This is a genomic window from Streptomyces flavotricini (genome assembly GCF_020639365.1).
Taxonomy (GTDB): Bacteria; Actinomycetota; Actinomycetes; order Streptomycetales; family Streptomycetaceae; genus Streptomyces; species Streptomyces flavotricini.
Genome location: NZ_JAINUL010000001.1, coordinates 2,944,831 through 2,970,204 on the forward strand (window position 1 = coordinate 2,944,831; position 25,374 = coordinate 2,970,204).

The following is a 25,374-nucleotide window of genomic DNA, read 5'->3' on the forward strand; positions in this document are numbered from 1 at the left end:
CGTCCTACTTCACGACGAGCGAGGACCATGCCTTGACCCACTGCTCACGGTTCTTGGCGATGGTCTCGGGAGCCACGTTCTCGGGCTTCTCGACGACCGCGCCGTGCTTCGTGAACAGCTCCGGCAGCTTGGCGTCCTTCACCACCGGGTTCACGAACATCTGGAGCGGCATGTCCTCCTGGAACTTCTTGCTCACCAGGAAGTCGAGGAGCGCCTTGCCGCCCTCCTCGTTCTTCGCGCCCTTGAGCAGGCCCGCGAACTCGACCTGGCGGAAGCAGGTGCCGGTCGCCACGCCCGTGGGGGCCTCGGCCGGCTGCGGCTCGCCGTACAGGACCTCGACCGGCGGGCTGGAGGCGTACGAGACGACCAGCGGCCGGTCGCCCTTGGCCTTCTTGCCGCCCGCGGAGCCGGAGAAGCGCTCGTTGTAGGCCTGCTCCCAGCCGTCGACCACCTCGACGCCGTTGGCCTTGAGCTTGCTCCAGTAGTCCTTCCAGCCCTCCTCGCCGTACTTGCCGACGGAGGCGAGGAGGAAGCCGAGGCCCGGCGAGGAGGTCGCCGCGTTCTCGGTGACCAGCAGGTTCTTGTACTCCGGCTTGACCAGGTCGTCCAGGGTCTGCGGCGGGGCGATCTTCTTGTCGGCGAAGTACGCCTTGTCGTAGTTGACGCAGATGTCGCCGGAGTCGACGGGCGTGACCCGGTGCTCCTTGTCGAGCACGTACTCGGGCTTCACGTCCGCGAGGCCCTTGACCTCGTACGGCGTGAAGATGCCGTTGTCGAGGGCGCGCGAGAGCAGCGTGTTGTCCACACCGAAGAAGACGTCGCCCCGCGGGGAGCCCTTGGTCAGGATCTCCTGGTTGAGGGCGGCGCCCGCGTCCCCGGACTTCAGGACCTTGACGGTGTAGCCGCTCTGCTGCTCGAACTCCTTGAGGACCGTGTCGGTCACGTTGAAGGAGTCGTGCGAGACGAGCGTGACCGTCTTGGACTTCGGGGTCTCGCCGGAACCGTCCGCGGACTTGCCCTTGGCGTCGCCGCCGCCGCAGGCGCTGAGCGTGGCGACGCCGAGCGCGGCCGCGAGCGCCGCGCCCGCGAACTTCTTGGTGGTGCTCACTGGTGAATTCCTCCTGGGATGACCAGGAGAAGACGCGGCCCCGCCCGGCGCTCAGTGCGAGCGGTCGCCGGGCAGGGCGCAACAGCTTGAGTGATGACCGAACTTCCTACCCCGAATGACCGGGGCGAGGTTCAGAGGGTCTGCGGATGACGGTTACCGCACTCTCAGCGCTGTGGCGCTCCCCTGTCGGAATATGCAATTGGTTCGGCCACAGGGTACCCCGTGGCCGAACCGGGCCCGCGAAAACCGCAGGTTAGCGCTCCGAGGCCGCCAGCTGGCCACACGCGCCGTCGATCTCCTGGCCACGGGTGTCCCGTACGGTCACCGGCACGCCGTGGCGGGCGATGGCCTCGACGAAGGCCTTCTCGTCCTCGGGCCGCGAGGCGGTCCACTTCGAGCCCGGCGTCGGGTTCAGCGGGATCAGGTTGACGTGGACGCGCTTGCCCTTGAGCAGCCGGCCGAGGAGGTCGCCGCGCCAGGCCTGGTCGTTGATGTCGCGGATCAGGGCGTACTCGATGGAGATCCGGCGGCCGGACTTCTCCGCGTACTCCCAGGCCGCGTCGAGGACCTCGCGGACCTTCCAGCGGGTGTTCACGGGGACGAGGGTGTCGCGCAGCTCGTCGTCCGGGGCGTGCAGCGAGACCGCGAGGCGGCACTTGAAGCCCTCGTCGGCGAAGCGCAGCATCGCCGGGACCAGGCCGACGGTGGAGACGGTGATGCCGCGCTGCGACAGGCCCAGGCCGTCCGGCTCGGGGTCGGTGAGGCGGCGGATGGCGCCGACGACCCGCTTGTAGTTGGCCAGCGGCTCGCCCATGCCCATGAAGACGATGTTGGACAGCCGTGCCGGGCCTCCGGGGACCTCGCCGTCGCGCAGCGCGCGCATGCCGTCGACGATCTGGTGGACGATCTCGGCGGTGGACAGGTTGCGGTCCAGGCCCGCCTGGCCGGTGGCGCAGAACGGGCAGTTCATGCCGCAGCCGGCCTGCGAGGAGATGCACATGGTGACCCGGTCGGGGTAGCGCATCAGCACGGACTCGACGAGCGTGCCGTCGTGCAGCTTCCACAGGGTCTTGCGGGTCGTGTCGTCATCGCACGAGATGTGGCGGATGACGCTCATCAGGTCCGGCAGCAGCTCGTCGCGGAGCTTCTCCCGCGAGCCCGCGGGGATGTCGGTCCACTCGGCCGGGTCGTGCGCGTACCGGGCGAAGTAGTGCTGCGAGAGCTGCTTGGCCCGGAAGGGCTTCTCGCCGATCGCGGCGACCGCCTCGCGACGCTCCTCGGGGGTGAGGTCGGCGAGATGCCGGGGCGGCTTCTTGGCCCCGCGAGGGGCGACGAAGGTGAGCTCTCCCGGGACAGGGCGGGCCATGGCTGGTACTCCTCGTAAGACGAAAGGCGCGCCGCAGAAGCAGCGCGCCTTTCAAGAGTAACCGCCCGGACCCACCCAAAGCCTTCAGACGTACGTCGTCCCAGCTCAGCGGGGTCTCCCTGGTGAACCGCCCGTCGGCCGGAAGCCGCGGAGCCCGGTTTCAGCCGGTGCCGACGAAGGCGGCGAGCAGCAGCCACACCACCGGGGCGGTCGGCAGCAGGGAGTCGAGGCGGTCCATGATGCCGCCGTGGCCCGGGAGCAGCGTGCCCATGTCCTTGATGCCCAGGTCCCGCTTGATCATCGACTCGCCGAGGTCGCCCAGCGTGGCGCTGACCGCGACCGCGAGGCCGAGCAGCAGGCCCTGCCACCAGACGCCGCCGTCGATCAGGAACTCCATGCACAGCGCGCCGGCCGCCATCGCGAAGGCCACCGCGCCGAACAGCCCCTCGCGGGTCTTGCCGGGGCTGATGCGCGGGGCCAGCTTCGTCTTGCCGAAGCGCCAGCCCACCGCGTAGGCGCCGGTGTCGCTGACCACGGTCAGCAGCAGGAAGGTGACCACGCGCTCCGGACCGTCGTCGGCGGTGAGCAGCATCGCGACGAAGGTGGCCAGGAAGGGCACGTAGAACGCCGCGAAGACGCCGGCCGTGACGTCCTTGAGGTAGTCCTCGGGCGGTTCGGTCATCCGCCAGACCAGGACCGCCAGCGCGGTCAGGGCCATGGCCACCCAGGCGCCCTCGGCCCCCCGGACGTATCCGGCGATGACCATGGCGGCGCCGCCGACCGCGAGCGGGACGAGCGGTGCCTTGATGCCCTTCTTCTCCTGGAGCCGGGAGGTGAGCTCCCACAGGCCCACGACGACCGCGACGACGATGACGCCGACGAAGACCGCCTTGACGATGAACAGCGAAGCGAAGATCACCGCACCGAGGCCGACACCGACCCCTATGGCGGCACGCAGGTCTCGCCCGGCCCGCTTCTTCTGCGGCGGGGGCGGGGGGTCCTGCGGCGCCGGCGAGGGCGGGGGCGGGGGGCTGGGCATGGGCTCCTGCGGCGGCGTCTCGGCGCGGAACGGGGGGCCGCCTTCGGCGGCGGCCCCCCGATCGCGTGCTTCCCGGTCGTCGAAGTCACGGCCGGCGGCATCGGGCACGATGGGCATGGGCCGAGTGTGCGGGCCCACCAGCGCATCGTATGCGGGACCCGCCGGAACCGGCTCCGTGGCCCAGGGAGAGTCGTTCATCAGACCTCGAGGAGCTCGGCTTCCTTGTGCTTGAGCAGCTCGTCGACCTGCGCGACGTACTTCGCGGTGGTGTCGTCGAGCTCCTTCTCCGCGCGGCGCACCTCGTCCTCGCCGGACTCCTTGTCCTTGACGAGCTTGTCGAGGGAGTCCTTCGCCTTGCGGCGGACGGCGCGGATCGAGACCTTGGAGTCCTCGGCCTTGGTGCGCGCGACCTTGATGTATTCCTTGCGGCGGTCCTGCGTCAGCTCGGGGAAGGTCACCCGGATGATGTTGCCGTCGTTGCTGGGGTTGACGCCCAGGTCGGAGTCGCGGATGGCCTGCTCGATGTTGCGCAGGGCGCTCTTGTCGAACGGGGTCACGATCGCCATGCGCGGCTCGGGCACCGAGAAGGACGCGAGCTGGTTGATGGGCGTGATGGCGCCGTAGTAGTCCGCCACGATCTTGTTGAACATCGCCGGGTGCGCACGACCGGTGCGGATCGCCGCGAAGTCTTCCTTGGCGACGACGACGGCCTTCTCCATCTTCTCCTCGGCCTCGAGGAGGATTTCTTCGATCACCACGTGCTCCTGCATGTCAGATATGGATGGTTCAGGCGGGCGGGGCGGGCTCGGCCGAGCGGGGCCGGGCCCGGCGATCGGACGCTCAGGCCCGGGTGCCCTGGTCGCTCACGAGCGTGCCGATCTTCTCACCCTTGACGGCGCGGGCGATATTGCCCTCGGCGAGCAGCTCGAAGACCAGGATCGGCAGCTTGTTGTCGCGGCACAGCGTGATGGCGGTGGCGTCGGCGACCTTGAGGTCGCGGGACAGCACCTCGCTGTACTCCAGCGCGTCGAACTTCACTGCGTCGGGGTTCTTCTTCGGGTCGGAGTCGTAGACCCCGTCGACCCCGTTCTTGCCCATGAGCAGGGCCTCGGCGTCGATCTCCAGGGCACGCTGGGCGGCCGTGGTGTCGGTCGAGAAGTACGGCATGCCCATGCCGGCGCCGAAGATCACGACGCGGCCCTTCTCCAGGTGCCGTACGGCGCGCAGCGGGATGTACGGCTCCGCGACCTGGCCCATGGTGATGGCGGTCTGCACGCGGGAGTCGATGCCTTCCTTCTCCAGGAAGTCCTGGAGGGCGAGGCAGTTCATGACGGTGCCCAGCATGCCCATGTAGTCGGACCGCGCACGGTCCATGCCGCGCTGCTGGAGCTCGGCGCCGCGGAAGAAGTTTCCGCCGCCGATCACGACGGCGATCTCCGCGCCGTCACGGACCACCGCGGCGATTTCGCGCGCGATGGCATGGACGACGTCGGGGTCGACGCCCAGTCCTCCACCACCGGAGAAGGCTTCGCCCGACAGCTTCAGCATGAAGCGGCGGCCCTTCTTGTCGTGGTCGCTCTTGTCGTCGGAAGCGGTGTGGGGGTCCACGCCCTGATTCATGGAGATCTCCTCGTGCACATACGAAGAAGGCCATTGCCGGTGGGTCCTCGCGGTTCCCTCTACGGCAATGGCCTCCTCGTCAGATCTGCGGTCGTTCCGCGCGCACGCGGACGACTGCTTCAGACCCTACCGGGGTCCGGTGTCCGTCGTTGTAAGGACGGAACTCAGATGCCGACCTTGATGCGCGAGAAACGCACCAGGGTGACACCGGCCTCGTCCAGAACCTTCTGGACGGACTTCTTCGCGTCCAGGGCGTACGCCTGGCCGAGCAGCGTGTTGTCGCGGAAGAAGCCGTTGACACGACCCTCGACGATCTTCGGCAGGGCGGCCTCGGGCTTGCCCTCCGCGCGGGTGACCTCTTCGGCGACGCGGCGCTCGGACTCGACGACCTCGGCCGGGACGTCCTCGGCGGACAGCCACTTCGGGGCGAACGCGGCGATGTGCTGCGCGACGCCGCGGGCGACCTCGGCGTTCTCCTTGTCGAGCTCGACCAGGACACCGATCTGGAACGGCAGGTCGGGCATGGTGCGGTGCATGTACGAGGTCACGTAACCGCCGGTGAACTGCGCGAAGCGGTCCAGGACGATCTTCTCGCCGAGGTTGGCGTTCGCCTCGTCCACGAAGGCCGTGACGGTCTTGCCCGGGGCGATCTCGGACGCGAGCAGCGCCTCGATGTCGGCCGGGGAGGTGGCGGCGACGTGCGCGGCCAGCTCGTTGGCGACGGCGAGGAACTTCTCGCCCTTCGCGACGAAGTCCGTCTCGCACTTCAGCTCGACGATGACACCGGAGGTGTTGTCGTCGGCGATCAGGGAGACGACGGCACCGTTCTCGGCAGAACGGCCCTCGCGCTTGGCGACGCCCTTCTGACCCTTGATACGGAGCGCCTCGACGGCCTTGTCGACGTCACCGTCGGAGTCGACCAGCGCGTTCTTGCAGTCCAGCATGCCGGCGCCGGTGAGCTCGCGGAGCTTCTTGACGTCAGCGGCGGTGTAGTTCGCCATGAGTCTGTGATTCTCTCTCGAAGTCGTAGATCTACGGGTGAACGGCGGAGGAGTCGCGCGCCAGGCGCGGCTCCCCCGCCGTCATCGTCCGTGCTGCGAGTGCCCGGCGGATGAACGCCGGGCTCTCTCAGAGGGTCAGGCCTGCTCGGCGTCGGCGGCCGGGGCCTCGACGGCCTCGGTGGCCTCGGCGGCCGGGGCCTCGACAGCGGGGACCTCGGCCGGGGCGGCCTCGGTGGCGTCGTCGGCCTTCTTCTCGCCCTCGAGCAGGTCGCGCTCCCACTCGGCGAGCGGCTCGGCGGCGGCCTTCTCGCCCGGCTTCGAGTCACCGGTCGCAGCGCCGGAGCGGGCGATGAGGCCCTCGGCGACGGCGTCGGCGATCACGCGGGTGAGCAGGGTGACGGAGCGGATCGCGTCGTCGTTGCCCGGGATCTTGTAGTCGACCTCGTCGGGGTCGCAGTTGGTGTCGAGGATCGCGACGACCGGGATGTGGAGCTTGCGCGCCTCACCGACGGCGATGTGCTCCTTCTTGGTGTCGACGATCCAGACGGCGCTGGGAACCTTCGACATCTCGCGGATACCACCGAGGGTCTTCTCCAGCTTGGTCTTCTCGCGGGAGAGGACCAGGAGCTCCTTCTTGGTGAGACCCGAGGCGGCGACGTCCTCGAAGTCGATCGCCTCAAGCTCCTTCAGACGCTGGAGGCGCTTGTAGACGGTGGAGAAGTTGGTGAGCATGCCACCCAGCCAGCGCTGGTTGACGTACGGCATACCAACGCGCGTCGCCTGCTCGGCGATGGCCTCCTGGGCCTGCTTCTTGGTACCGACGAACATGATGGAGCCGCCGTGGGCGACGGTCTCCTTGACGAACTCGTAGGCGCGGTCGATGTACGACAGCGACTGGAGCAGGTCGATGATGTAGATGCCGTTGCGCTCGGTGAAGATGAAGCGCTTCATCTTCGGGTTCCAGCGACGGGTCTGGTGACCGAAGTGGACGCCGCTTTCCAGCAGCTCCCGCATCGTTACGACGGCCATGGCCATCTCCTTGGTTTCTCGGTTTGGTTCCTGACGCCCCACCGCGCCCTGCCCCCGACGAAGGGGACCGAGAGACGCTTTCACCGGGCCTGAGCGGCTGGTGCTGGGGCGTGCGAAGTCGACCCGGTGACCCGGATCGCCGTAAGAAGTGTACGGGACCGGGCGGTATGCCAGGTGACGCCGTTGTCCACACCCGGCCGGTCGTCCACAGGCCCGCTCACGCAGCGCGACAGGGCGGCAACCTGGACGGCATGACGACACTGCTGCTCACGCTGCTCCTGACCCTGGCCCAGGCGCTCTCCCCGGGGGCCCGGCCGCTCCCGCCGCCCCTGGTGGTGGCCCGCTGGTGGGACCCGCCCCCGACCCCCTACGCGGCGGGACACCGCGGGGTGGACCTGGCAGCCCCGGTGGGCGCGGAGCTCAGGGCGGTGGGCCCGGGACGGGTCCACCACGCGGGCCCGGTGGCCGGGCGAGGGGTGCTGTCCCTGACCCTCCCGGGCGGCCTGCGCACCACGTACGAGCCGGTCCGGCCGCTGGTCACCGAGGGCGAGGAGGTCACGACGGGCCAGGTGGTGGCGGTCCTCACGGAGGGCACGCACTGCGCCGGCCCGTGCCTCCACTGGGGCCTCCTCCGGGGCACGACGTACCTGAACCCCCTGGCTCTCCTGCCCCGCCCGACCCCCAGACTGCTGCCGGACTCAGCCGCGTACTCCCCGTAGGGCCATGGCCACGGCGGCTTCGGTGACCACACCGGGATCCTCGGCGGCGCCCAGCTCGATGCGCCGCACGGCCGCGTCGACGACCCCCTGCAGCAGCATCGCCGCGAGCCGGGGCTGCTCGTGCCCGAGGGCACCCAGCGCCTCCACGATCATCGCCACGAGTCCCCCGTGTGCGGCACGGATCTTCTCCCGCGCCCCCGCGTCCAGCTCACTGGCCGAGATCGCGACCACCGCGCGGTGGCGCTGGTCCCCGACCAGCCCCAGCTGGCTCCGCACGTAGGCCTCGACCTTGGCCTCCGGCACATCGGCCTGCTCCATCGCCGCCTCGATCTCGGCGGCCCACACGGGGAAGTCCACCGCGCACAGCTCTTCGACCACGGCCGCGCGGGAGCGGAAGTACTCGTACACGGAGGACCGGGCGAGGCCGGTGCGCTCCGCGAGGGCGGGGAAGGTCAGCGCTTCCGTCCCGCCTTCGGACAGCAGGGAACGCGCGGCGTCCAGCAGGGCGCCGCGTTGCATCGACCGGTGCTCGGCCACGGAGGCCGCTCGAATCCTGGGCACACCTCCACTCTACGGAGGTGCCGCAAGCTCATCGCCCGACATCCGCCAGCTTGGCCCGCAGTTGGAGCACCGACTTGGTGTGGATCTGGCTCACCCGGCTCTCGGTGACGCCCAGTACGTTGCCGATCTCGGCCAGCGTGAGGCCCTCGTAGTAGTACAGCGTGACGACGGTCTTCTCGCGTTCCGGCAGGGTGTTGATCGCCCTGGCAAGGAGCCTGCGCAGCTCGCGGTCCTCGGCCACCTCGACCGGGTTGTCGGCGGCGGTGTCCTCCAGGGTGTCCATCAGCGAGAGGCGGTCTCCGCCCTCGCCGCCCGCGTGCAGCAACTCCTCCAGCGCGACCACGTTGGCCAGCGACAACTGGCTGAACACGGCGTGGAGTTCCTCCACGGCGATGCCCATCTCACCGGCCACCTCGTGCTCGGTGGGGGTACGGCGCAGCTGGGCCTCCAGGACGGCGTAGGCCCGCTCCACGGACTTCGCCTTCTGCCGGACCGAGCGCGGGATCCAGTCCAGGGCGCGCAGCTCGTCGATCATCGCGCCCCGGATGCGGGTGATCGCGTACGTCTCGAACTTGATGGACCGGTCGATGTCGAACTTCTCGATGGCGTCGATCAGCCCGAAGACCCCGGAGGAGACGAAGTCGGCCTGTTCCACGTTGGGCGGCAGGCCCACGCTGACGCGGCCGGCCACGTACTTCACCAGGGGGGAGTAGTGCAGGATCAGCTGCTCCCGCAGCCGCTCGTCCCCGCTCTCCTTGTACGAGCGCCACAGCACCTCGAGGGACGAGGGCGCGGTGGTCCGCACGCTGCCGCGGGCAGCGGGGGGCACCGCAGCGCGGTCAGACCCTGAGGTGTGCTGGGGCATGCTTCGCCTTTGCCGGAGCCGGATTCCTTGGGAGCGTAGCGTGACGGAAGTGTCGCGGTGCGCGAAGAGTACGGGATCGCGCATGGGCACCGGGGCGTCCGGACTCGCGCGGGCGACCCGGGACCGGCGCCTGGCGCTCGGTCCCGGCGGCTGCCACCGGGAAGACCGCGTCTCTCATCGGCTTCACTCTTTCACCGGAACACCCCAGGTCAACCACCGCCTCGCCGGGTACCCCCGGTTTGTGTGCCTCCCTCACGGGATGGCGTGGTCAACTGCCAGCCCTCGCCCTGCCGTTCGACGAACCCCAGAGAGTGAAGTTCGTACAGTCTGCCGATGACTTCATCAGTGCCGGTGCCCGCGGCGAGGGCCACTTCCTCCGGGTGCGCGGGGCGGCCCGCCGGGAGGGCTTCGAGCACGCGGGCGGTGTCCCGGTGCAGCAGATCCCGGGCGAGGACCGGGCCGCGCCGCTCGGGAGCCAGCTCGCCCATGCCGCCGACGAGCTCGACCACTTCCGCGGCGTCCGTGACGAGCACGGCCTCGCCGCGCAGCAGTTCGTGCACCCCGCCCGAGAGTCCGCTGGTCGCCGGGCCGGGGACGCCCATGGTGTACCGGCCGAGCCGCTGGGCCCGCCGGGCCGTGACCAGGGAGCCGCTGCGGTGGGCCGCCTCGACCACCACGGTGGCGCGGGTCAACGCGGCGATGACCCGGTTGCGCTGCACGAACCGGCTCGGGGTCGGGTGGCTGCCGGGCGGCAGCTCCCCCAGGACGAGACCCTGGGCGGCGATCCGGCCGAGCAACTCGGCGTGCCCGCGCGGGTAGGCGACGTCCACCCCGCAGGCGAGCACCGCGGCGGTGGCCCCGCCCGAGGCGAGGGCCCCGCGATGGGCCGCGCCGTCGATCCCGTACGCCGCCCCGGAGACCACCACCCAGCCCCGCTCGGCGAGCCCGGCGGCCAGGGTCTGGGCCATGTGCGCGCCGTACGGGGTGCAGGCCCGGGCCCCGACCAGGGCGACGGAGCGCAGCGCCCATGTCCGCAGGTCCGGTCCGCCCCGCAGCCAGAGCCCGATGGGCCGGGCGTCGCCGAGGTCGTCGAGCTGGGTCGGCCACTGCGGCATGCCGGGGCAGATGAACCGGACGCCACCGCGGGCGGCGGCCGCCAGGTCCCGCCGGGGGTCGGCGAGCGCGGCCCGTCTGCGGTAGCCCGCGATCCGCTGCTCCCCCACCCCGGTCAGGCCCGCCGCCGCGCCCGGCGGCCCGGTCAGCAGCCGTATCAGCCCGGGGGCGCCGTGCTCGCGCAACCACCGCCCGCCGATCTCGTCGCCGGGCTCCAGCACCCGGGTCAGGGCGGCCCGCGCCCACCACTCCGGATCGGGTTCGGCGGTCACGGCCCGGCCTCCATCGCCAGGGCGGCGCCGCGGGCGATGCCGGTGCGCAGTTCCAGGGCCACGGCCACGTCCAGGGGCTCGGGGCGGTCCCGGCCGCGCAGGTCGGCCACGGTCCAGGCGACCCGCAGCACCCGGTCCAGCCCGCGTGCGGTGAGCAGACCCCGCTCCAGGTCGCGCTCGGCCTGGGCCAGCGCTCCGGGAGCCGCCTGCCAGCGGGTGCGCAGCTCGCGCCCCGGGACCTCGGCGTTGAGCCGCCACGGCGTGTCGGCGAGCCGGGCCGCGGCGCGGTCCCTGGCCTCCCGCACCCGGTCGGCGACGACGGCCGTGGACTCCCCGCGGCCGCCGCGCCCCAGCAGGTCGGAGCGGGTGACCGGCTCGACCTCCACCCGCAGGTCCACCCGGTCCAGGAGCGGCCCGGACAGCCTGGCCTGGTAGCGGCGGATCACCGAGGCCGGGCATTCGCAGCCGGCCCCGAGGAGGGTGTGCCGCCCGCACGGGCAGGGGTTCGCCGCGAGCACCATCAGGAACCTGGCCGGCAGCCGCACCACCCCGGCGGCCCGGGCGATGACCACGTGCCCCGATTCCAGGGGCTGGCGCAGCGCGTCCAGCGCCTTCGTGCCGAACTCGGCGGCCTCGTCCAGGAACAGCACCCCCCGGTGCGCCAGGGAGACGGCCCCGGGCCGCGGCACCCCGGCGCCGCCCCCGACCAGGGACTGCATCGTCGCCGAATGGTGGGGCGCGCAGTACGGGGGCCGGGTGACCAGCGGTTCCCCGGGCGGCAGCACCCCCGCGACCGAGTGCACCGCCGTGACCTCCAGGGAGTCCTGCCGGCACAGCGGCGGCAGGATCCAGGGGATCCGCTCGGCCAGCATCGTCTTGCCCGCTCCCGGGGGTCCGCTGAGGAACAAGTGGTGCCCCCCGGAGGCCGCCACCTCCAGGGCCCGCCGGGCACCGTACTGCCCGGCGACGTCGGAGAGGTCGGGGAAGTCCGGGGTCTCGCCCTCCCCGGCCCCGCCCCCGCCGCGGGAGATCCCGGTGCCGATCCCCGCGCCCGGGACCACCAGCCCGGCCAGCATCGGATCGGGCCGCCCCGGCGGATCCGGTGGTTCCTCCTCGGGAGCCTCCCCGTCGGTGAGGACCGCGATCAGCCGGCGCAGACTGCGCACGCCGAGCACGCTGACATCGGGGACCAGCATGGCCTCGGCGGCGCACTGCTGGGGCACGACCACGTTCCGGTACCCGGCGTCGGCCGCCGCCAGCACCGCCGGCAGGATGCCCCGCACGGGCCGCACGCGGCCGTCCAGCCCCAGCTCCCCGATCAGCACCAGATCGGCGATGACCTCGGGGTCGACCAGCTCGGCGGCGCCCAGCACCGCCGCGGCGACGGCCAAGTCGAACCCCGCGCCCGATTTGGGTACGGAGGCCGGGCTGAGCCCGACCGTGAGCTTCTTCTGCGGCCAAGCGGCGCCCGAGTTCACGACGGCGGCCCGCACCCGGTCCCGGCTCTCGGTCAGGGTCTTGTCGGGCAGCCCCACCAGGGTGAAGGCGGCGAGCCCGGGCTCCAGGTCGGCCTGGACCTCCACCACCACGCCGTCGACGCCCACCAGGGCCACCGAGCAGGCCCGTGCGAACCCCATCACGCCACCCCCCGGACGTGCTCCACCAGCGGCGCGCCGCGCCGCGGCAGCAGGACTCCCACCAGGTCGATGCGCACCCCGCCCGCGGGCGGTCCTCCGTGGTCGGCGAGCCAGCGCCCGGCGAGCCGCCGCAACCGCTCGGCCTTGCCTGGGCGGACGGCGGCCATGGGGTGTTCGAACTCCCCCGCCCGGCGTGTCTTGACCTCGCACACGACGAGGGCGTCCCCGTCCCGCGCGACGATGTCGATCTCCCCGCTGCGGCACCGCCAGTTGCGGGCGATCACCGTCATCCCGGCCTCGGTCAGCCGCCGCGCCGCGAGCTCCTCGCCGTACCGCCCCAATGCCTGCCGTGCCACGCCGTTCGCGTTCATCGGGCACCACCTCCGCCCCCGACGATCCCGCGGTCCCGCCCACCTTGTGGATCTTGGTGGACAGCGAGGGCATTGTGGACAACCCCCTCACCCTTGAGGGTGAATACGGGGAGGCCGGGGGCGGTGGGCGCGCGAGCGCGCGCAGGTGGTGAAGGGCCGGACGTCAGCTGCCCGGCAGCTCGAGATCGCTCTTGTTGAGCTCCTCGATGTTCACGTCCTTGAAGGTCAGGACCCGCACCTGCTTCACGAAGCGGGCCGGCCGGTACATGTCCCACACCCAGGCGTCGGCCATCGTGACCTCGAAGAACACCTCCCCCTGGACCGAGTGCACCTGCATCTCGTAGTCGTTCGTGAGGTAGAAACGACGTTCGGTCTCGATCACGTACTTGAACAGCCCGACGACGTCGCGGTACTCGCGATAGAGCTTCAGCTCCATCTCGGTCTCGTACTTCTCGAGGTCCTCGGCGCTCATGGCATGTTCCCCTTCAGCCGTGCGTCCCCCTATTGTGCGCCAGGCCCCTGCGCCCCTAGACGATTTCCGGGGCCAGGACCACCGGCGTGCCCGGGGGACCGTCGTCGAGCAGCGTACGGAGCAGCTCGGCGAGTCTGGTCGGGTACACCGTCTCATGGGCCGAGAGAAGTTCCTCGGAGGTCCACCACCTGGCACCGCTGACGCTGCGTCGCTCCAGCTCGGTGAGCCCGCCCGGCTCGGTCCGCGTCCGCTCGGTCCGGGCCAGGTAGTACCACTCGTCCTGCTCCCAGCGCCGCCCGTCGAACGGGAACGAGCAGTACCGGTGCCACAGCACCGGCCCGAGATCCACCTCTGTGATCCCCGTCTCCTCGGCGAGCTCCCGCAGCGCGGCCTGCTCCCGGGTCTCGTCGCCCTCGAGTCCGCCGCCCGGGGTGAACCACCAGTGGTCCGCGGGATTGTCCGGTTCGAAACCGTGGAGCAGCAGGATCCGGTCGGCGGGGTCCAGCAGGATCACCCGGGACACCTTGCGCGGGCCGTCCGCGGCGGCCCCGTCAGCGGGCACCGGCCGGCTCCCGCCGCCGTCCGCGCCGCAGGATCCGTACGAGGGGCCCGTAGGCGGCCCCCAGCAGCACCAGGGCGGCTCCGGCGACGACCGCGGCCACCTGGAGGCGCAGCGGCCCCGGCCGCGAGATCCCCCCGGGCAGGGAGGCGTACGTGGCGGGCCGCTCCAGCATCTTCACCGTGGGCCAGGCGAGGGCGTCGACCCGGGCCTGGACCGCGGACCGCGGCACGGTGCCCTGGCCGGCCTCCTGGAGGTGGGACCGGGAGTCGAGCGAGGCGGCGCGCTGGTCGCCCAGCAGGAAGAGGTTGCCCTCGGGCACGGTGACCTCGAAGGGAGTGTCGGAGGCCGGCACGGCGGCGCTGTTCGCGGGCGCCCCCTCGGGCAGGGCGTGCTCGAGGTACGGCTCGTCGAGCTCCTTGCCGTTGACGGTGAGACGGCCGCCCGCCCCGCAGCACTTCACCGTGTCGCCGCCGACGGCGACGACGCGCTTGACCATGGGCGAGTCGCTCCACGCGTGGTCGGTGAACACGACCACGTCGCCGCGCCGCACCTGACCGCCGTCGATGCGCTGGGCGATCACGCGGTCGCCCGGGTTCACCGTCGGCATCATCGAGTCGGTCGGCACCGTGTACGGCCGGTAGGTGAAGGCCCCCCAGGCGAAGGCGCCCAGGAAGAGGACGAAGCCGACGGCAACGGCGACTCCCGACAGCACGTTGCCGAGACCGCCGCGGCCGTCCTTGCCGCCGCGCGTGGCTCCGGTACCGCGTATGCCCTCGGTACCGCTTGTCTGCGTTTTCAGCGTTTCGCCCATTGCAGCGCCCCCACACTTCCGGGATCGACGACCTGGGCGGCACCCTACCTGCCGGTAGTCCCGCTGGTCAGCCCCCGTCGGCGCCACATGACGACCGGAACGGCTCCGGCGAGACCCAGCGCGGCCGGACCGAGCCCGACGGGCGCCAGCCCGGCGGCCCCGAGGCCCATCGCGGTCGCCTTGGTCTGGTTCCCGATGCCCGGCTGGTCGAAGGTGTCCGGGATGGGCAGGGTCGCCCAGCGGGTGATCGGCCAGGCCACGACAACGGCCCGCCCGACGACCTTGTCGACCGGCACGAAGCCCTGGGTGGAGTCCTGCATGTGGTAACGGGAGTCCTGCGAGTTCTGCCGGTGGTCGCCCATCACCCAGATCTTGCCCTTGGGCACCGTGATCGGACCGAACGGGGCGTCGTCGCACGGGGTGTTGCCCGGGTAGATGTACGGCTCGTCGAGCTCCTTGCCGTTGACGACGACCGGTCCGCCCTTCTTGCACTCGACCGTGTCACCGCCGATGGCGATGGTCCGCTTGATCAGGTCCTTCTCGTCCGCGGAGGGCATCAGGCCGATCTTGCTGAGGATCGTCTGCGCGAAGTTGGGCTCCGGGGTGGGCTCCCCCGCCAGCCAGCTCGCCGGGTCGTGGAAGACCACGACCTCGCCGCGCTCGGGCTCCGAGCCGAACCACGGGGTCAGCTTGTCCACGAGGACCCGGTCGCCGCGCTGCAGGGTGTTCTGCATCGAGTCGGACGGGATCGAGAACGCCTGTACCAGGAAGGTCTTGATCAGCAGGGCGAGCAGCAGGGCGATGCCGATGAGGAGCGGGAGCTCCTTCCAGAACGAGCGGTGCGGGCGCGCCTCGGCACCACCGTCCTCGGCCTCGCGCTCGGCATCGTCCGGCCGCTCCTCGCCTTCATCGCGTCCGGATCGCGCGCCTACCGCCACATCCCCCACATCCACTCCTCACTCGCAGATCGCCGCCCGCGCCGAATTCGGGCACGGGCCCTCCCCTCCCTTAACGAGCGGGAGTTCCCTAAGGCGCGGGAGACCGAGGACACACTATGCGAACGGCGGGCCCCGCCGGCGCCCACGACGGCCGCGTCGCCCGCTCGGGGCCGGATCGGGGACCGAACGGAAGGTCGCGGGCTGTTCGAGCTTGCGCCAGTGGTCGAACGGCCAGGCGATGACGACGGCCTGCCCCACGACCCCGCCCTCGTCGATGGTGCCGTCGAAGGCCTCGTCGAGGTGGTAGCGGGAATCGGCGGAATTCGCCCGGTGGTCGCCCATCACGAAGATCCGCCCCTTGGGCACCCGCACCTCGAACCGGATTTCGGAGGGTGCATTGCCGGGGCTCACGTACGGCTCGTCGAGGGCCGTGCCGTTGACGGTGACCCGGCCCTTGGCGTCGCAGCACATGACGGTGTCGCCGCCGACGCCGATGACCCGCTTGATCAGATCCTGTTCGTCGGCGGAGGGCAGCAGACCGATGAAGGTCAGCGTCTCCTTGATCTGCTTGACGCCCACGGGGTCCTCGGACGGGCGCGCGGCCTCGCCCTTGAGCCAGCCGCCGGGGTCTTTGAACACGACCACGTCGCCGCGTTCGATCTTGGAGCCGAACCACGGGGTCAGCTTGTCGACCAGCACGCGGTCGCCGATCCGGATGGTCTGCTCCATGGATCCGGACGGGATGAAGAAGGCCTGCACGAGGAAGGTCTTGAGGACGAGCGCGATGCACAGCGCCGCGATGATCAGCAGCGGTACCTCGCCCACCCGGCGGGTACGCCTGCGCCGCTTGACGCGCCGGGCCAGCCGGCGCCGCGCCGCCCGGCCGCCGCTCTCGGCCGCGACGGGTCGCGCCTCGGCCCCTCGCCGCGACCCGGGCTCCCGCACCGGCCGCTCGGGGACCGCGGCGGGCTCGGGCTCCCGCCGGGGCTCGGGGCCGCCCGGAGTCTCGGGTGCACGCCAGAATGTGGGGGGCGTGGGCGTGGGCTGGGGCGTCCGCCTCGGCTCGGACTCCGGATCCGGTTCGGGGACCCGGCCGCCTCTGGGCCGCCCCCGGCTACCCATGACCGCCACCGGAGGACGGTGTCGCCGTGGGAGCCGACCCCCAGCGCGACACCGGCCAGCCGATCCAGTCGGCCCGACCGATCACCTTCTCCACCGGCACCATCCCCCCGCCCGGTTCCCCGAGGTGGTCCCGGGAGTCCCGGGACTGGGAACGATGATCACCCATGACCCACAGGGTCCCCAGGGGTACGACGATCCGGAAGGGCACCTTCGAGGGCGCGTCTCCCGGATACAGGTATGGCTCGTCCACCGGAACCCCGTTCACCTTGATCCGCCCGCCGACGTCGCAGCACACCACGTCGTCCCCGCCGACGCCCACGACCCGCTTCACGAAGTCGGTCTCGGACGGCTCGCCGATCCCGAGCGCGGAGGCCGCGCCGTGCAGGGCCTCGCCGATCGGGTTGCCCTCGGCGCCCTCCCGCACGAAGGACCCCGTGCCGTCGAAGACCACCACGTCCCCGCGCCGGGGCTGCTCGCCGAAACGGTACGCCAGCTTGTTCACCAGCACCCGGTCCCCGACCCGCAGCGTCGGTTCCATCGACCGGCTCGGGATCAGGAAGGGCTGTACGACGAAATTGCTGAGCAGCAGCAGGAAGCACGTGCAGAGCACGCCGAGCACGGCGGCGCCCCGCAACGTCAGGAAGGTCCGCCACCCGGGCAGGGAACGGCGCCCCCACAACGCAGAACGCGGCCGCTCCTCCCCGCTTTCGGGGGAGGAGTGGCCGCGCTGTGTGAGCTCTGCTTCGGTGTCCATCGAGGGGGAGCCTATCCGGCCGCCCCCCGGACCCGGTGAGGAGATCAGCGGTCGCGCTTCTCCTTGATCTTCGCGGCCTTGCCGCGGAGCTCACGGAGGAAGTACAGCTTGGCGCGACGCACGTCACCGCGGGTGACGAGCTCGATCTTCTCGAAGATCGGGGAGTTCACCGGGAAGGTGCGCTCGACGCCGACGCTGAAGGAGACCTTGCGAACGGTGAAGGTCTCGGAGACGCCAGAGCCCTGGCGACGGATGACAACACCCTTGAACTGCTGGATACGGGAGCGGTTGCCCTCGATGACGCGGACGTGCACGTTGATCGTGTCACCCGGGCGGAAGGCCGGGACGTCGGAGCGGATCGAGGCGGCGTTGACGCCATCGAGCAGGTGAGACATGTTCTTCGTCTGCTTTCTTCGCACGACGCCACAGGCCGCCGGTGCGGGTTTCCGGAGAGAATTCGGGAGCCGCGTCACTCGGCGGGCGACTGTCCCCCTGTGGCAGGGGCGCACGCGAGCACACAGCAGCCGCCTATTCTTCCACGGCCTCCGGCCTACTCCAAAATCGGCCGTCGGCGGAGGGCCGCCAGCCCAGGATGCTCAGGATCTCGCGGTCCTTCTTGTCGAAGGCGGAGGCCTCGCAGCGCTCGATCAGATCGGGGCGGTGCTGTGCGGTCCGGCGGAAGGCCTCGTCCCGGCGCCAGCGGGCGATCTTCCCGTGGTGGCCGCTGAGCAGCACGTCCGGGATGCCCCGGCCGCGCCACTCCGGGGGTTTCGTGTAGACCGGCCCCTCCAGCAGGTTCGCCATCTCGCCGGGCGCGAAGGAGTCGTCGCGGTGCGATTCGGCGTTGCCGAGGACTCCGGGCAGCAGCCTGGCCACGGCCTCGGTGACCACCAGGACGGCGGCCTCGCCGCCCGCCAGCACGTAGTCGCCGATGGAGACCTCGTAGACCGGCATGCGCGTGGCGTACTCGTCCATGACCCGGCGGTCGATGCCCTCGTACCGGGCCGGCGTGAAGATCAGCCAGGGCCGCTCGGAGAGCTCGACGGCCAGTTCCTGGGTGAACGGGCGGCCGCTGGGCGTGGGGACGACCATGACCGGCCCGTGCGCGCCGGACTCGTATCCGCCGGCCAGGGCCTCGTCGAGCGCCTCGCCCCACGGATCGGTCTTCATGACCATGCCGGGACCGCCGCCGTACGGGGTGTCGTCGACCGTGTTGTGCCGGTCGTACGTCCAGTCCCGCAGGTCGTGGACGTGTACGTCGAGCTGCCCGCGGGCCCGCGCCTTGCCGACGAGGGAGACGTTCAGCGGCTCCAGGTACTCGGGGAAGATCGTGACGACGTCGAGACGCATCAGGCGTCGCCCTCGGGCTCGGCGTCCCGCGTGGAGACGATCTCGGCACGGTCGTCGATCAGCCCGGGCGGCGGCGTGATGACGCAGCGCTGCTCCTCCAGGTCGATCTCGGCGACGATCTCCCCGACGAAGGGGATCATCACCTCGGTGCCGTCGGGGCGCTCGACGATGAAGAGGTCCTGCGAGGGCAGGTGGGAGATCTCGGTGATCCGGCCGATCTCGGTGCCGTCCTCGAGCACGACGTCCAGGTCCATCAGCTGGTGGTCGTAGTACTCGTCTTCTTCCTCGGGGAGCTCGGCCGGGTCGACGTCGGCGATGAGCAGGATGTTGCGCAGCGCCTCGGCGCCCGTGCGGTCCTTGACGCCGGCGAAGCGGAGCATCAGCCTCCCGCTGTGCACGCGGCCCGTCTCGATGGTCAGCGGACCCGCCGACGCCGGTTCGGTCCGCAGGACGGCACCGGGCGAGAGCCGCAGCTCCGGCTCGTCGGTCCGCACCTCGACGGTGACCTCACCCTTGATCCCGTGGGCGCGGCCGATCCGCGCGACAACCAGCTCCACTTGTGTCTTCTCCTGTTCAGACGACGACGGGCCGGGGCGGGCACGAATGCCCTCCCCGGCCCGTGCCGGTGATTCACGTTCTCAATGAACCAAGTCTCAGCGGACCTGGTCCACGTCGACGAGGTCGACGCGGATCCCCCGGCCGCCGATGGCGCCCACGACGGTACGCAGGGCACGTGCGGTGCGGCCGTTGCGACCGATCACCTTCCCGAGGTCGTCCGGGTGAACCCGGACCTCGAGCACCTGCCCGCGACGCAGGTTGCGCGAGGCGACCTGCACTTCGTCGGGGTTGTCCACAATGCCCTTTACGAGGTGCTCAAGAGCCTCCTCGAGCATGCTCAGGCCTCGGTCGACTCGGCGGCGGCCTCAGCCTCGTCCGCCTTCTTGTCGGCCTTCTTCGCCTTCTGCGTGATGGCCTCGCCCTTGGTCTCGCCGATGCCCTCGAGGGCCTTGGCGAACTCGTCGAAGGAGCGACGCTTGCTCTCCTTCGTCTCCGGCTGCAGCAGCGGCGCGGGGGCCGGGAGGCCCTTGTGCGCCTGCCAGTCACCGGTGAGCTTCAGGATGGCGAGCACAGCCTCGGTGGGCTGGGCGCCGACCGACAGCCAGTACTGCGCACGCTCGGCGTTGACCTCGATGCGCGACGGGTTGTACGTCGGGTGGTAGATACCGATCTCTTCGATCGCGCGACCGTCCCGGCGGGTGCGGGCGTCGGCGACGACGATGCGGTAGTGCGGCTGGCGAATCTTGCCGAGGCGCTTGAGCTTGATCTTGACTGCCACTGGAGTGGTGTCTCCTGAACTTGACGTGGTTGGGCACATGAGATGCCACGTGGGGTTGCGGTACTCGGGTGCCCGATGGACGCGTCAGCCGGAGGAGAGAGGGGTCCTATGCGACTGTCGAGTACAGCTAGCCATTGTGCCACATGCCCGCGGCGCTTCTCACGGGGAGTCGGCCGGGGTCAGGAGGCTGCGGCCGAGACGGCGACCTCGGGGATGCGGAACGGCTTCATGCAGCCGCCGCACACGATCGGCGCCTGTGCCAGCACGGAGGGGACGACCCGCACATTGCGCCCGCAGTCGCAGACCGCCTTGACGCGGACACCGCCACCCGAGGAGCCGTGCCGGGCGGCCGGCCCGCGGAAGCTGCGCTTGGTGTCGGCGGCCGTCGCGGCCGTGTGCGCCTTCAGCGCGCGCTGCAGCCGCTCCATGGTGGGGCGGTAGCGCTTCTTCGCCTCGGGATTGAGCGAGACCAGCGAGAAGCCGCTGCTCGCGTGCGGCTCGTCGGAGTGGTCCAGCCCCATCTCCTCGGCGATCGCGAGGAATCTGCGGTTGTGGTAGCGGCCTGCTCGCGAGGTGTCGCGCACTCCGCGGGCGGCGGCGATGCCGTGGACTGCCTCGTGCAGCAGTCGCTCGAAGGAGAGCTCGGCGCCGCAGGCGGACGAGGACTCTCCGATCAGGGACTCGGGCGCGGCAAGGTCAGGCAGCTCGGGGTGGTACCGCTGAATGTCGGCCCACGCCTGCGCCAGCTCTGCGGCGAGAACAGGTGGTGTCGTGCTCACGTCGTGACAACGAGCCGGGGTGCCCCGGTGTTCCGATTCCGGGCCATTCCAAATTTTTTGCACGTACCAGTCAGTTCAGTCTCATGCGTCCCGACGAGGACGGGTGCGCCGATCCCAGGAGGAGTCGGTACGTAACGTCGACCAAAAGGGCCGGTCCCGGCGCGCGGCTCGTGCCGTGCGCCGGGACCGGCCCCTTGGCCAGACGGCGGTGATCAGTACGAGCGCGCGACGATCGCGAGCGTACCGGGGGCGTCGTCCGCCTCCGGAACCGACCCGTCCGCGGCGACCAGGCAGCGTACGGAGACGGCCTGCTCGCCCAGCTTGGCCTCGCCCTCGGGACCGAGGTCGGCCCACGGGATCCGCGCCCAGCCGCCCGCGATGGCCGCCTCGGCGGCCTCCTCGATGGTGGAGACGTCGGAGGTGCGGGCCAGGCGGCGCTCGCGGGACTCGCGCAGCAGCTGCGCCTGGTCCTCGTCGAGCACCTTGGGCAGCAGGTCGGCGAGCGCGTCGATCTGCACGGGCTCCTTGCCGCCCGGGATCCGGCGGGCCAGCATCGCGGTGCCGGCCTCCAGGTCGCGGGGGCCGATCTCGACGCGGACCGGTACGCCCTTGAGCTCCCAGTCCACGGCGCGGCGGCCGAAGGGGGTGTCGACGCGGTCGTCGACGTGCACGCGGATGCCGGCGGCCTTCAGCTGTGCGCCGAGCTCGCGGACCTTGGTGACGGCCTCGTCGCCCTTGATCGCCATGACGACGACCTGGATGTGCGCGAGGCGCGGCGGGACACGCAGGCCGTTGTCGTCGCCGTGGGACATGATCAGGCCGCCGACCATGCGGGTCGAGACGCCCCACGAGGTCTGCCAGACGAGCTCCTGCTTGCCTTCCTTCGACAGGTACTGCGTGTTGAAGGCCTTGGCGAAGTTGGTGCCGAGCTCGTGGCTCGTGCCCAGCTGCAGCGCCTTGCCGTCGCCCATCATGCCCTCGAGGGTGAGGGTGTTGATGGCGCCGGCGAAGCGCTCCTTGGCGGTCTTGCGGCCGAGCACGACGTCGATGCCGAGCACGTTCGTCATGAAGTCGCCGTACACGTCCGTGTGGATGCGGGCGGCGTAGTCGCGGGCGTCCTCGTACGTGGCGTGGGCGGTGTGGCCCTCCTGCCAGAGGAACTCACTCGTACGGAGGAAGACGCGCGGACGCATCTCCCAGCGGACCACGTTCGCCCACTGGTTGATCAGCAGGGGCAGGTCGCGGTAGCTCTGGACCCACTTGGAGAAGTAGTCGTTGATGATCGTCTCGGAGGTGGGCCGGACCACGACCGGCTCGTCCAGCTCCTTGCCGCCGCCGTGCGTGACGACCGCGAGCTCGGGCGCGAAGCCCTCGACGTGCTCGGCTTCCCTCGTCAGGTACGACTGGGGGATGAACAGCGGGAAGTACGCGTTCTGGGCGCCCGCGTCCTTGATGCGCGCGTCCATCTCCTGCTGCATCCGCTCCCACAGCCCGTAGCCGTACGGTCGGATGACCATGGTGCCGCGTACCGGACCGTTGTCGGCCAGCTCGGCCTTGTTGATCAGATCCTGGTACCAGCGGGGGAAATCCTCCGCCTGGGGGGTGAGAACGGGTGCCTTTGCCATGGCGCGAATGGTACGGCGCCGGGCGCACCGAGCGTGAATCGGGTGGCGCACTCCTCTGGACGCGGGGGCGAATGGGGAGTTCCCTGGCAACGGGGGCAAGGGGGCGACAAGGAATCAGGAGCGCTCTTTCGATGACACCGACGCCGACGGCGACGCTCGTCGCCCGGGACTGGGCGGAGATCCAGGAACGGATGCTGGTACCGCTGTACGAGGCGGTCTACGACCGGCTGGAGGTCGGGCCGGGCGACCGGCTGCTCGGCCTGGACTGCGGGTCGGGGCTGGCCCTTCTGCTGGCCGCGGGGCGGGGAGCCGTCGCCACGGGGGTGGAGACGGATCCGGCGCGGCGGGCGCTGGCGCGCGAGCGGCTGCTGGACGTGGTCCCGGCCCCGCCGGACGGCGCGCGCCCGTACGATCTGCTGCTGGCCTTCTCGCCCTCCGCGGCGGCCCTGGACGCGGCCCTGCCCGCGCTCCGGCGGGGCGGCGCGGTGGTGCTGGCCGACTGGGGCCCGCCGGAGCGGTGCACGGTGCCCGCCGTCCTGGGCGGCGGCCCCGAGCCGCGGGACCTCGACGCGGCCGTGGCGCGGGCCGGGCTCGTGCCCGACGGGTCGGGGCGGGTGTTCTGCCCCTTCGGGTACGCGGACGTGGACAGCGCCGTACGGGGGCTGCTGTCGACGGGGCTGTACGAGTCCCCGTCCGATCCGGCGCAGGTCGAGAAGGAGCTGGCCGAGGCGCTTCACCCGTACGAGCGGCCGGACGGCGCCGTCTGGCTGCCGAACATCTTCCGCTACGTGATCGCCCGCGTGCCGTAGCCGGGACGGGGGCGGGTCTCGGCGGGGCGGGTCTCGGCGGGGCGGGTCTCGGCGGGGCGGGCGCGGACCAGCGCGAGGGCGCGCCGGCGCCGCGCCGCTACTTCGGCTCCTTCGAGAGCCGGGGGATGCCCGCGGCCTCGTAGGCGGCCGACTCGTCCAGGGTCTCGTTCGCCAGCAGGGCCTCGGTCAGCGCGTCGAGTTTCGGCCGGTGTTCGCGCAGCAGCCGACAGGCCTCCTCGTAGCACTCGTCGACGATCCGCCGCATCTCGTGGTCCACGACGTCGAGGGTGGCGGGGGCCGCCAGCAGTCCGTACGGACTCTGTGCGTCCGCCGGGATCGCGGTGAGGCGGCCGACGCGCTCGCTCATGCCCCAGCGGCCGACCATGCCGCGCGCGAGGTTGGTGACCTGTTCCAGGTCGTTCTCCGCGCCCGTGGTGATGACGTCGAACACGACGTGCTCGGCCGCCATGCCGCCCAGCGCGCCGATGATGCGGCCGCGGAGGTAGTCCTCCGTGTACGAGTAGCGGTCCGCGTCGGGGGTCGAGAGGGTGACGCCGAGCGCCCGGCCGCGCGGCACGATCGTGATCTTGCGGACCGGGTCGGCGCCGGGCTGGAGCATGCCCAGCAGGGCGTGGCCGCTCTCGTGGTAGGCGGTGCGGCGGCGCTCCTCCTCGGGCATGACCAGCGCCCGCGCCGCGCCCAGCTGGACCTTCTCCAGGGCGTCCATGAAATCGGCCTGGGTGACCTGGGTCTGCTTGCGCTTCACCGCGAGCAGGGCGGCTTCGTTGGCCAGGTTGGCGAGGTCGGCGCCCGTCATGCCGGGGGTGGTGCGGGCCACCTGGTCGAGGTCCGCGTCGGCGGCGAGCGGGATGTCCCGCGTGTGGATCCGCAGGATGGACTCGCGGCCGGCCCGGTCGGGCGGGGAGACCGACACCGTGCGGTCGAAGCGGCCGGGGCGGGTGAGCGCCGGGTCCAGTACGTCGGGCCGGTTGGTGGCGGCGATGACGACGACCCCCTCCGATCCGGAGAAGCCGTCCATCTCGGTCAGGATCTGGTTCAGGGTCTGCTCGCGCTCGTCGTGGCCGCCCATGGCGGCCCCGCCGCCGCGGGCCCGCCCGATGGTGTCGATCTCGTCGATGAAGACGATGGAGGGGGCCACCTTCCGCGCCTCGGAGAAGAGTTCGCGGACCCGGGAGGCGCCCACGCCGACGATCATCTCGATGAACTCGGAGGCGGAGGCGGAGAAGAACGGCACCCCGGCCTCGCCCGCGACCGCACGCGCCAGCAGGGTCTTGCCCGTGCCGGGAGGCCCGGCGAGCAGCACCCCGCCGGGCATCCTGGCGCCCAGGGCCCGGTACCGCTGCGGGTGCTTGAGGAAGTCCACGACGTCGTTGAGCTCGCCCTTGACCTCGTCGATGCCGGCCACGTCGGCGAAGGTGGTGCGCTTGCCGCCCTCCAGCTCGACGGGCTTGGGCGGCTGTTTGCGGCCCAGCCCGCCGGCACCGCCCATGGCCGAGCCCATGCGGCGGGCGATGAACACCCACAGGAGGACCAGCAGCAGCATCGGGGCGAGCGAGATCAGCAGATTGGCCAGGAAGCTGCGCTGCACGACGACCGGGGAGGCCGTGACGACGACGTCGTGCTTGCTGAGGTTCGCCCACAGGTCGTCGTCGGCGAAGGCCGGGCGCTGGGTGACGAACTTCGTGTAGTCGCCCTTGTCGCCGTCGGGCAGCGGCTGCTTGTTCTTCAGCTCGCCCTGGATGGCGTCGCCCTTGGAGTAGATCTTCGAGACGTTGCCGGCGGCGACCTGCTTGCTGAACTCCGTGTACGAGACGGTCGGCTCGTCGCCCTGGTTGAAGTACGACAGGGCCACGTTGGCGAGCAGGAAGACGATCAGCGCGGCGAGGGCGAGTCCGCGCCAGCCCCCGGGCATCTTCCTCTTGGGCGGCGGCGTCGGCGCGCCCTCGGAGCGCCATGGCGTGTCGGCGCGGTCGCGAGGCGGTACGGGGGTGGGGCTGGGCACGTGGCCTCCTTACTGCCGTCCTCGTGGCCGACGATAAGGGATGTAACGCACCATTGCGCCTGCAGAATGCAGAAAAGAGGGCCCCGGCCGGA

At 71.2% G+C, this 25,374-nt stretch carries 28 protein-coding genes; 2 read left to right on the forward strand and 26 right to left on the reverse strand.

Features of this window, described 5'->3' with window-relative positions; all coding sequences use genetic code 11:
- Positions 1–4: 4 nt before the first annotated feature.
- The 7 genes from K7B10_RS12970 to rpsB all read right to left on the reverse strand — a co-directional run bounded on the left by K7B10_RS12970 (position 5) and on the right by rpsB (position 7,163).
- Positions 5–1,108 (reverse strand): thiamine ABC transporter substrate-binding protein, encoded by a 1,104-nt coding sequence (locus K7B10_RS12970; RefSeq protein WP_229336242.1) that lies wholly within the window; start codon positions 1,106–1,108, stop codon positions 5–7.
- Positions 1,109–1,361: 253 nt separating this feature from the next.
- Complete coding sequence (gene rlmN / locus K7B10_RS12975; protein WP_030859822.1) at positions 1,362–2,474, reverse strand: dual-specificity RNA methyltransferase RlmN; 1,113 nt, start codon at positions 2,472–2,474, stop codon at positions 1,362–1,364.
- 160 nt (positions 2,475–2,634) lie between these two features.
- Positions 2,635–3,711 carry a phosphatidate cytidylyltransferase gene (locus K7B10_RS12980; protein ID WP_229336243.1) on the reverse strand — a complete coding sequence of 359 codons (1,077 nt, stop codon included), beginning with the start codon at positions 3,709–3,711 and terminating at the stop codon, positions 2,635–2,637.
- A complete protein-coding gene (frr, locus tag K7B10_RS12985) occupies positions 3,711–4,268 on the reverse strand; it encodes a ribosome recycling factor (protein ID WP_030162526.1) in 558 nt (185 codons plus the stop codon). Before frr ends, K7B10_RS12980 begins: the two co-directional genes overlap by 1 nt.
- Positions 4,269–4,353: 85 nt before the next feature.
- Positions 4,354–5,133: a UMP kinase gene (gene pyrH, locus K7B10_RS12990; RefSeq protein ID WP_030162523.1), complete on the reverse strand. Its 780-nt coding sequence runs from the start codon at positions 5,131–5,133 to the stop codon at positions 4,354–4,356.
- A 164-nt stretch (positions 5,134–5,297) separates the two neighbouring features.
- On the reverse strand, positions 5,298–6,134 hold the full coding sequence (gene tsf / locus K7B10_RS12995; RefSeq protein WP_030859826.1) for a translation elongation factor Ts: 837 nt from the start codon (positions 6,132–6,134) through the stop codon (positions 5,298–5,300).
- 135 nt (positions 6,135–6,269) lie between these two features.
- A complete protein-coding gene (rpsB, locus tag K7B10_RS13000; RefSeq protein ID WP_229336244.1) occupies positions 6,270–7,163 on the reverse strand; it encodes a 30S ribosomal protein S2 in 894 nt (297 codons plus the stop codon).
- A gap of 251 nt (positions 7,164–7,414) precedes the next feature.
- Between rpsB and K7B10_RS13005 the strand changes: the two genes are divergently transcribed.
- Positions 7,415–7,882, forward strand: coding sequence for a M23 family metallopeptidase (locus K7B10_RS13005; RefSeq protein ID WP_229336245.1), 468 nt, complete (start codon positions 7,415–7,417; stop codon positions 7,880–7,882).
- Here the strand turns inward: K7B10_RS13005 and K7B10_RS13010 are convergent.
- From K7B10_RS13010 to proS, 18 genes are all read right to left on the reverse strand, one after another.
- Complete coding sequence (locus K7B10_RS13010) at positions 7,862–8,419, reverse strand: TetR/AcrR family transcriptional regulator (protein ID WP_229344988.1); 558 nt, start codon at positions 8,417–8,419, stop codon at positions 7,862–7,864. The two genes, K7B10_RS13005 and K7B10_RS13010, sit on opposite strands and share 21 nt — an antisense overlap.
- A gap of 52 nt (positions 8,420–8,471) precedes the next feature.
- Complete coding sequence (gene whiG, locus K7B10_RS13015) at positions 8,472–9,308, reverse strand: RNA polymerase sigma factor WhiG (protein ID WP_229336246.1); 837 nt, start codon at positions 9,306–9,308, stop codon at positions 8,472–8,474.
- 209 nt (positions 9,309–9,517) lie between these two features.
- Positions 9,518–10,693: a DNA-processing protein DprA gene (gene dprA / locus K7B10_RS13020; protein WP_229336247.1), complete on the reverse strand. Its 1,176-nt coding sequence runs from the start codon at positions 10,691–10,693 to the stop codon at positions 9,518–9,520.
- Positions 10,690–12,330, reverse strand: coding sequence for a YifB family Mg chelatase-like AAA ATPase (locus tag K7B10_RS13025; RefSeq protein ID WP_229336248.1), 1,641 nt, complete (start codon positions 12,328–12,330; stop codon positions 10,690–10,692). The genes dprA and K7B10_RS13025 overlap by 4 nt, the downstream gene beginning before the upstream one ends.
- Positions 12,330–12,701, reverse strand: coding sequence for a YraN family protein (locus K7B10_RS13030; RefSeq protein WP_229336249.1), 372 nt, complete (start codon positions 12,699–12,701; stop codon positions 12,330–12,332). Before K7B10_RS13030 ends, K7B10_RS13025 begins: the two co-directional genes overlap by 1 nt.
- A gap of 163 nt (positions 12,702–12,864) precedes the next feature.
- Positions 12,865–13,173 (reverse strand): DUF2469 domain-containing protein, encoded by a 309-nt coding sequence (locus tag K7B10_RS13035; RefSeq protein ID WP_006139554.1) that lies wholly within the window; start codon positions 13,171–13,173, stop codon positions 12,865–12,867.
- 55 nt (positions 13,174–13,228) lie between these two features.
- The gene (locus K7B10_RS13040; protein ID WP_229336250.1) at positions 13,229–13,735 is read right to left on the reverse strand and encodes an NUDIX hydrolase; all 507 of its coding nucleotides are present in this window, start codon (positions 13,733–13,735) and stop codon (positions 13,229–13,231) included.
- Positions 13,725–14,546, reverse strand: coding sequence for a signal peptidase I (gene lepB, locus K7B10_RS13045; RefSeq protein WP_229336251.1), 822 nt, complete (start codon positions 14,544–14,546; stop codon positions 13,725–13,727). Before lepB (K7B10_RS13045) ends, K7B10_RS13040 begins: the two co-directional genes overlap by 11 nt.
- A gap of 44 nt (positions 14,547–14,590) precedes the next feature.
- On the reverse strand, positions 14,591–15,484 hold the full coding sequence (lepB, locus tag K7B10_RS13050; protein WP_229336252.1) for a signal peptidase I: 894 nt from the start codon (positions 15,482–15,484) through the stop codon (positions 14,591–14,593).
- Positions 15,485–15,598: 114 nt separating this feature from the next.
- Positions 15,599–16,309 carry a signal peptidase I gene (gene lepB, locus K7B10_RS13055; protein WP_372481402.1) on the reverse strand — a complete coding sequence of 237 codons (711 nt, stop codon included), beginning with the start codon at positions 16,307–16,309 and terminating at the stop codon, positions 15,599–15,601.
- Positions 16,310–16,598: 289 nt separating this feature from the next.
- Positions 16,599–17,360, reverse strand: a complete 762-nt coding sequence (gene lepB, locus K7B10_RS13060; protein WP_229336253.1) for a signal peptidase I — start codon at positions 17,358–17,360, stop codon at positions 16,599–16,601.
- A gap of 44 nt (positions 17,361–17,404) precedes the next feature.
- Positions 17,405–17,755 carry a 50S ribosomal protein L19 gene (gene rplS, locus K7B10_RS13065; RefSeq protein ID WP_008737520.1) on the reverse strand — a complete coding sequence of 117 codons (351 nt, stop codon included), beginning with the start codon at positions 17,753–17,755 and terminating at the stop codon, positions 17,405–17,407.
- A gap of 133 nt (positions 17,756–17,888) precedes the next feature.
- Positions 17,889–18,710: a tRNA (guanosine(37)-N1)-methyltransferase TrmD gene (gene trmD, locus K7B10_RS13070; protein WP_229336254.1), complete on the reverse strand. Its 822-nt coding sequence runs from the start codon at positions 18,708–18,710 to the stop codon at positions 17,889–17,891.
- Positions 18,710–19,267, reverse strand: a complete 558-nt coding sequence (gene rimM / locus K7B10_RS13075; RefSeq protein WP_030859857.1) for a ribosome maturation factor RimM — start codon at positions 19,265–19,267, stop codon at positions 18,710–18,712. The genes trmD and rimM overlap by 1 nt, the downstream gene beginning before the upstream one ends.
- 96 nt (positions 19,268–19,363) lie before the next feature.
- The gene (locus K7B10_RS13080) at positions 19,364–19,603 is read right to left on the reverse strand and encodes an RNA-binding protein (protein ID WP_030011889.1); all 240 of its coding nucleotides are present in this window, start codon (positions 19,601–19,603) and stop codon (positions 19,364–19,366) included.
- A 2-nt stretch (positions 19,604–19,605) separates the two neighbouring features.
- Positions 19,606–20,046 carry a 30S ribosomal protein S16 gene (rpsP, locus tag K7B10_RS13085; RefSeq protein WP_030162461.1) on the reverse strand — a complete coding sequence of 147 codons (441 nt, stop codon included), beginning with the start codon at positions 20,044–20,046 and terminating at the stop codon, positions 19,606–19,608.
- Between the two features lie 179 nt (positions 20,047–20,225).
- Positions 20,226–20,825 (reverse strand): hypothetical protein, encoded by a 600-nt coding sequence (locus tag K7B10_RS13090; protein ID WP_030298455.1) that lies wholly within the window; start codon positions 20,823–20,825, stop codon positions 20,226–20,228.
- Between the two features lie 212 nt (positions 20,826–21,037).
- Positions 21,038–22,450, reverse strand: coding sequence for a proline--tRNA ligase (gene proS / locus K7B10_RS13095; RefSeq protein WP_229336255.1), 1,413 nt, complete (start codon positions 22,448–22,450; stop codon positions 21,038–21,040).
- Between the two features lie 131 nt (positions 22,451–22,581).
- On the opposite strand from proS, the gene K7B10_RS13100 reads away from it, so the two are divergent.
- A complete protein-coding gene (locus tag K7B10_RS13100; protein WP_229336256.1) occupies positions 22,582–23,259 on the forward strand; it encodes an SAM-dependent methyltransferase in 678 nt (225 codons plus the stop codon).
- A gap of 97 nt (positions 23,260–23,356) precedes the next feature.
- Here the strand turns inward: K7B10_RS13100 and ftsH are convergent, their stop codons facing one another.
- Complete coding sequence (gene ftsH, locus K7B10_RS13105) at positions 23,357–25,282, reverse strand: ATP-dependent zinc metalloprotease FtsH (RefSeq protein ID WP_229336257.1); 1,926 nt, start codon at positions 25,280–25,282, stop codon at positions 23,357–23,359.
- Positions 25,283–25,374 lie beyond the last annotated feature (92 nt).

Excerpts from the sequence above, each read along its gene's own strand:
- K7B10_RS13080 (WP_030011889.1), bottom strand. The coding sequence starts at position 19,603 with ATGCTCGAGGAGGCTCTTGAGCACCTCGTAAAGGGCATTGTGGACAAC.
- pyrH (WP_030162523.1), bottom strand. The coding sequence starts at position 5,133 with ATGAATCAGGGCGTGGACCCCCACACCGCTTCCGACGACAAGAGCGAC.
- rlmN (WP_030859822.1), bottom strand. The coding sequence starts at position 2,474 with ATGGCCCGCCCTGTCCCGGGAGAGCTCACCTTCGTCGCCCCTCGCGGG.
- K7B10_RS13025 (WP_229336248.1), bottom strand. The coding sequence starts at position 12,330 with ATGGGGTTCGCACGGGCCTGCTCGGTGGCCCTGGTGGGCGTCGACGGC.
- trmD (WP_229336254.1), bottom strand. The coding sequence starts at position 18,710 with ATGCGTCTCGACGTCGTCACGATCTTCCCCGAGTACCTGGAGCCGCTG.
- lepB (WP_229336251.1), bottom strand. The coding sequence starts at position 14,546 with ATGGGCGAAACGCTGAAAACGCAGACAAGCGGTACCGAGGGCATACGC.
- whiG (WP_229336246.1), bottom strand. The coding sequence starts at position 9,308 with ATGCCCCAGCACACCTCAGGGTCTGACCGCGCTGCGGTGCCCCCCGCT.
- proS (WP_229336255.1), bottom strand. The coding sequence starts at position 22,450 with ATGGCAAAGGCACCCGTTCTCACCCCCCAGGCGGAGGATTTCCCCCGC.
- rpsB (WP_229336244.1), bottom strand. The coding sequence starts at position 7,163 with ATGGCCGTCGTAACGATGCGGGAGCTGCTGGAAAGCGGCGTCCACTTC.
- K7B10_RS12980 (WP_229336243.1), bottom strand. The coding sequence starts at position 3,711 with ATGAACGACTCTCCCTGGGCCACGGAGCCGGTTCCGGCGGGTCCCGCA.
- K7B10_RS13005 (WP_229336245.1), top strand. The coding sequence starts at position 7,415 with ATGACGACACTGCTGCTCACGCTGCTCCTGACCCTGGCCCAGGCGCTC.
- tsf (WP_030859826.1), bottom strand. The coding sequence starts at position 6,134 with ATGGCGAACTACACCGCCGCTGACGTCAAGAAGCTCCGCGAGCTCACC.
- K7B10_RS13030 (WP_229336249.1), bottom strand. The coding sequence starts at position 12,701 with ATGAACGCGAACGGCGTGGCACGGCAGGCATTGGGGCGGTACGGCGAG.
- lepB (WP_229336253.1), bottom strand. The coding sequence starts at position 17,360 with ATGGACACCGAAGCAGAGCTCACACAGCGCGGCCACTCCTCCCCCGAA.
- rplS (WP_008737520.1), bottom strand. The coding sequence starts at position 17,755 with ATGTCTCACCTGCTCGATGGCGTCAACGCCGCCTCGATCCGCTCCGAC.
- K7B10_RS13100 (WP_229336256.1), top strand. The coding sequence starts at position 22,582 with ATGACACCGACGCCGACGGCGACGCTCGTCGCCCGGGACTGGGCGGAG.
- K7B10_RS13035 (WP_006139554.1), bottom strand. The coding sequence starts at position 13,173 with ATGAGCGCCGAGGACCTCGAGAAGTACGAGACCGAGATGGAGCTGAAG.